Source organism: Quisquiliibacterium sp. (assembly GCF_982640115.1).
In genome coordinates this window covers 1-3,676 of sequence record NZ_CEXFHW010000265.1, presented here as the reverse complement: position 1 = coordinate 3,676, position 3,676 = coordinate 1, and the positions used below count along the sequence as shown (strand labels likewise).

6 protein-coding genes are annotated in these 3,676 nt (G+C 69.3%); 5 read left to right on the top strand and 1 reads right to left on the bottom strand.

Annotated elements, in window-relative coordinates; all coding sequences use genetic code 11:
* A partial coding sequence (gene arfB / locus AC2H6A_RS18580; RefSeq protein ID WP_484275207.1) for an alternative ribosome rescue aminoacyl-tRNA hydrolase ArfB occupies positions 1-324 on the top strand: 324 nt, incomplete at its 5' end.
* A 127-nt stretch (positions 325-451) separates the two neighbouring features.
* On the opposite strand, the gene AC2H6A_RS18575 is transcribed toward arfB, so the two are convergent.
* On the bottom strand, positions 452-1,288 hold the full coding sequence (locus tag AC2H6A_RS18575; RefSeq protein ID WP_484275206.1) for a hypothetical protein: 837 nt from the start codon (positions 1,286-1,288) through the stop codon (positions 452-454).
* A gap of 187 nt (positions 1,289-1,475) precedes the next feature.
* On the opposite strand from AC2H6A_RS18575, the gene AC2H6A_RS18570 reads away from it, so the two are divergent.
* The 4 genes from AC2H6A_RS18570 to AC2H6A_RS18555 all read left to right on the top strand — a co-directional run.
* Positions 1,476-1,937, top strand: a complete 462-nt coding sequence (locus AC2H6A_RS18570; RefSeq protein ID WP_484275205.1) for a DUF1569 domain-containing protein — start codon at positions 1,476-1,478, stop codon at positions 1,935-1,937.
* Between the two features lie 70 nt (positions 1,938-2,007).
* The gene (locus AC2H6A_RS18565; protein ID WP_484275204.1) at positions 2,008-2,595 is read left to right on the top strand and encodes a 3-keto-disaccharide hydrolase; all 588 of its coding nucleotides are present in this window, start codon (positions 2,008-2,010) and stop codon (positions 2,593-2,595) included.
* Entirely contained in the window at positions 2,592-3,317 is a 726-nt protein-coding gene (locus AC2H6A_RS18560) for a Rossmann-fold NAD(P)-binding domain-containing protein (protein WP_484275203.1), read from the top strand. The genes AC2H6A_RS18565 and AC2H6A_RS18560 overlap by 4 nt, the downstream gene beginning before the upstream one ends.
* A 16-nt stretch (positions 3,318-3,333) precedes the next feature.
* A partial coding sequence (locus tag AC2H6A_RS18555) for a hypothetical protein (protein WP_484275202.1) occupies positions 3,334-3,676 on the top strand: 343 nt, incomplete at its 3' end.

Below are 3,676 nucleotides of genomic sequence, written 5' to 3'. Positions count from 1 at the left end.
AACAAGGCTTCAACCGCTGTCCACCTGCGCTTCGACATCCGCGCGTCGGGCATGCCCGACAGCGCCAGGGAGCGCCTGCTGGCCAGCCTCGATTCGCGCATCTCGGGCGAGGGCGTGCTCGTCATCAAGGCCCAGGGCTCGCGCAGCCTGGAGGGCAACAAGGCCGAGGCGATGGCGAGGCTGCAGGCGATCGTGGCACAGGCCTGCGAAGCGCCGCGGCCGCGCAAGCCCACACGGCCCACCTACGGATCGAAGCAGCGTCGCCTGGAAGGCAAGGCGCAGCGCTCCGCGATCAAGGCCGCGCGAGGCAGGGTCGTTGCGTAGCGCCTGCTCACGCAGGCAACGAGCCCACCCCCGACCGGCCAGTCGGAGATCGCCATGACCTTCCTCCAGAAGCACCTGCTCAGCCTGCTGCTGGGCCTTTCCATCGCCCTGTTCCTGCTGGCTCGGGCTATCTGACGCAACTGCTGTCGATGCTCAGGCCCCCGTGCTGCAGCGTGACCACGGCCTTGCTGTCGCCCGACTGTCCCATGCCCGAACCCGAACTGCTGCTCTCCCAACGGGTCACGACCAGCCGATCGCCCACCACGGCATACACGCGGTCGTCGGTGCTCCTCGCCTCGAAGGTGATCACCATCATCACCCGACCCGAGACGCTGGACACCGCCTTGCTGGCGAGAGGCCGGCCTTGCGCGTCGATCCAGACATCGACGGTGGACGAGGCGCTGCGAACGTGCTTCGACTCCCTGTCGATGGCCAGGTCGAGACTGAGCACGCGCGCGGGCGCGCCGTTCCAGGTGTCTCTGCGCTCGCCCCTCAGCCGCGCCACCTCCAGCCAGCGCAACAGCTCGGGCGCCGCCTGGGCCATGCCGGCGAGCTCGCCGACGTCGAGCCTCGCCATGGCCGTGCTCGTCGGCGTGGGCGCCTTGCCGTCCCTGCGCTGCGCGGCTCGCTCGGCCGAGGAACGCGCCAGCACGTCGGGCGAATACACGAGCCGCAGACCCTGAGGTCCGTCTTCCATGACGAGGCTCGCGCTGCCGCTTTCCACACGCGCCTTGTCGGAATCCTCCCTGACCGTGGCGTTGATCCTGGCCGTGACGGTGGCCCGCAGGGGCATGGCGCCACGCAGCTTGCCCAGCGCCTCGCGCAGCTCGTCCAGCGCATCGGCCCGCACGGGCTGCGCCGGCAGGGCCAGGGTCAGGCCCAGGGCCAGCCCCGCGAGCGCACGCCCCGAGGCCATCGCCACCGCCGGGTATCGACGCCCTGAAGTATTCGCTGTTTGGGTCATGGAAACTCCCTCCGCCAGATGAGCGCGCCAGCCGCGGCCGGGTTCTATCACAAGGCCCGGACGACGGTTCGATGACCCGCGCGCCCACGTGCCGGCTGGTAAGCTCGAGTCGCGCGGCCGTGCGATCTCGCGCGGCGTGCGTGGCGACTTTCGTCGGACCAGGGGCTTCGGGCCCGGAGCGGGCATCGTGAACGATCGACAACGGCAAGAGGGCAGCCTCACCGCCGCCGTGGCGCAGCTCGAACGGCTTGCCGGCAATGGGCAACCGACCTCCGACGGCGGATGGACCTGGGCGCAGACCCTCACGCACTGCGCCCAGAGCATCGAGTACTCGATGCACGGATTTCCCCGCTCGAAGGGCTGGCTGTTCCAGCGCACGGTGGGCGCCGCGGCCTTCGGGGCGTTTCGCCGCCGCGGCCACATGTCCCATGGCCTGGCCGAACCGATACCGGGCGCGCCTGCGATCGCGGCCGACGCCGATCCGGTGCAGGCCCTCGCGCGACTGCACCGCGCCATCGCCGACTTCCATGGCTGGACCGGCGCATTGCAACCGCATTTCGCCTATGGTCCGCTTGACCGCGCGCAATACGAACTGGCCCACGCGATGCACCTTGCCAACCACCTGTCGGCTTTCCGAGCCGGCCCCTGAGGGGCGGGCCCCCTCACGACGGTCACGAAAGGAGTTCGCCATGCACAGACGCCAAGCCCTCCTGGGCACCGTGATCGCAAGCAGCCTGCTGATGAGCGCCTGCGCCATCAACCCCTTCGACAGCGGCTGGACCACGCTGATCGACGGCGGAAAGGGCCTGGAGAACTGGAACCGGATCGGCGACGCCAACTGGCGATCCGAGGACGGAGCGATCGTGGCCGACAAGGGCACCATCGGCTACCTGGTGTCGAAACAGTCGTACAAGGACTTCGCGATCCGCGCCGAGTTCTGGGCGGCGACCGATACCAACAGCGGCATCTTCATCCGCCTGACCGACCCCGCGAAGATCACCGCCGACAATTCCTACGAGGTCAACATCTGGGATATCCGGCCCGATCCGAAGTTCGGCACCGGCGCTATCGTCAACTTCGCGGCCGTGCCCGTGCCACCCGTCTTCCTGGCCGGCGGACGCTGGAACACCTTCGAGATCGAGGCGCGCGGACCGCTCGTGACCGTGAAGCTGAACGGCACCACGACGGTCACGATGAACGACGGCAAGTTCCCGGCCGGCCCCTTCGCGCTGCAGTTCGGCCCCGGGGTCAAGGGCGTCACGGGCGGGCCCATCAGGTGGCGCAAGGTCCAGATCACGGCGCTATGAGCGCAGGCGCCGACCAGACCGCGATCGTGCTCGGAGCCTCAGGCTCCGTGGGCGAGGCCCTGCTTGCCGAACTCGTGCGATCCGAGCGTTTCTCCCGGGTGATCGTGCTCGCACGGCGCCCGCTGGGGCCCGGATTCGGCGCTCATCCCAAGATCGTCGAGCGGCTGGTTCCCGACATGCAGCCGGCGGCGCTGCGGCAGGCCGTCGTCGAGGCGCTGCGCGATGGCAGCGGCGGGGCCGTGGGATTCAGCGTGCTGGGCGTGGGCGCCGGCACCGCCAAACTGACGCTGGCGCAGCATCGCGCCATCGATGTCGATCTCAATGCCGCCTTTGCCAGCGGACTGAAGGCTTCCGGCCAGGTCAGGCACCTGGCTTTCATGTCGGCGGTGGGAGCCGACATCAACGCCGCAACCACCGGCTCGGGCGCCGCGGGCATGCCGCGATACGCCCGCGTCAAGGGCGAGGCCGAGCAGGCCGTCATGAGCCAGGGCCCCGAGGTGGTGAGCATCTTCCGACCCTCGGTGATCGTCGGCTCGCGCCACACCCCCGGCTTGCTCGCCAGCGCGCTCTCGCTGCTCGCGCCGCTCATCCCGGCCAGGTATCGACCAATTCGAACCACCGAGATCGCCCGGGCCATGGTCGCGGCCGCGCTGTCTGTTCCGGACAGGAGCGCGATCTTCGGCTACACCGACATGCAGGCGCTGATCGCGCATGCAGCCTGAAGGGGGAAGGCATCCCTTGCATCGATTCCTCGCGACGGTTCTGGCCGGTCTTGCGCTCGGGTTCACCTGCGCGGCGAACCCGGCACGAGCCACGCCCGGGCCGGCACCCGAGGCCTGCTCCGACACGAAGGCCATCGTCGCTGACGCCGACGGCGCCGACTTCGCAGACATCTGCGCCGGAGCCGCGGCTGCGCTGCGGTTTCTCGAGTCATTCGGGGTGCGAGCAACCGAGCCGGTGTCGGTGATCGTGACACACAGCCTCCCCGCGGAGGCAGGACCGACCGCCGCCGGTTGCTACATCGAGAAGCGCAGGCAGGTCTACCTCCTGCCCTACGATGCATTCCGCAGGCACAAGACCT

What these genes read in the sequence shown, in the direction of transcription:
- AC2H6A_RS18575 (WP_484275206.1), bottom strand. Translation starts at nt 1,288, where the DNA reads ATGACCCAAACAGCGAATACTTCAGGGCGTCGATACCCGGCGGTGGCG.
- AC2H6A_RS18560 (WP_484275203.1), top strand. Translation starts at nt 2,592, where the DNA reads ATGAGCGCAGGCGCCGACCAGACCGCGATCGTGCTCGGAGCCTCAGGC.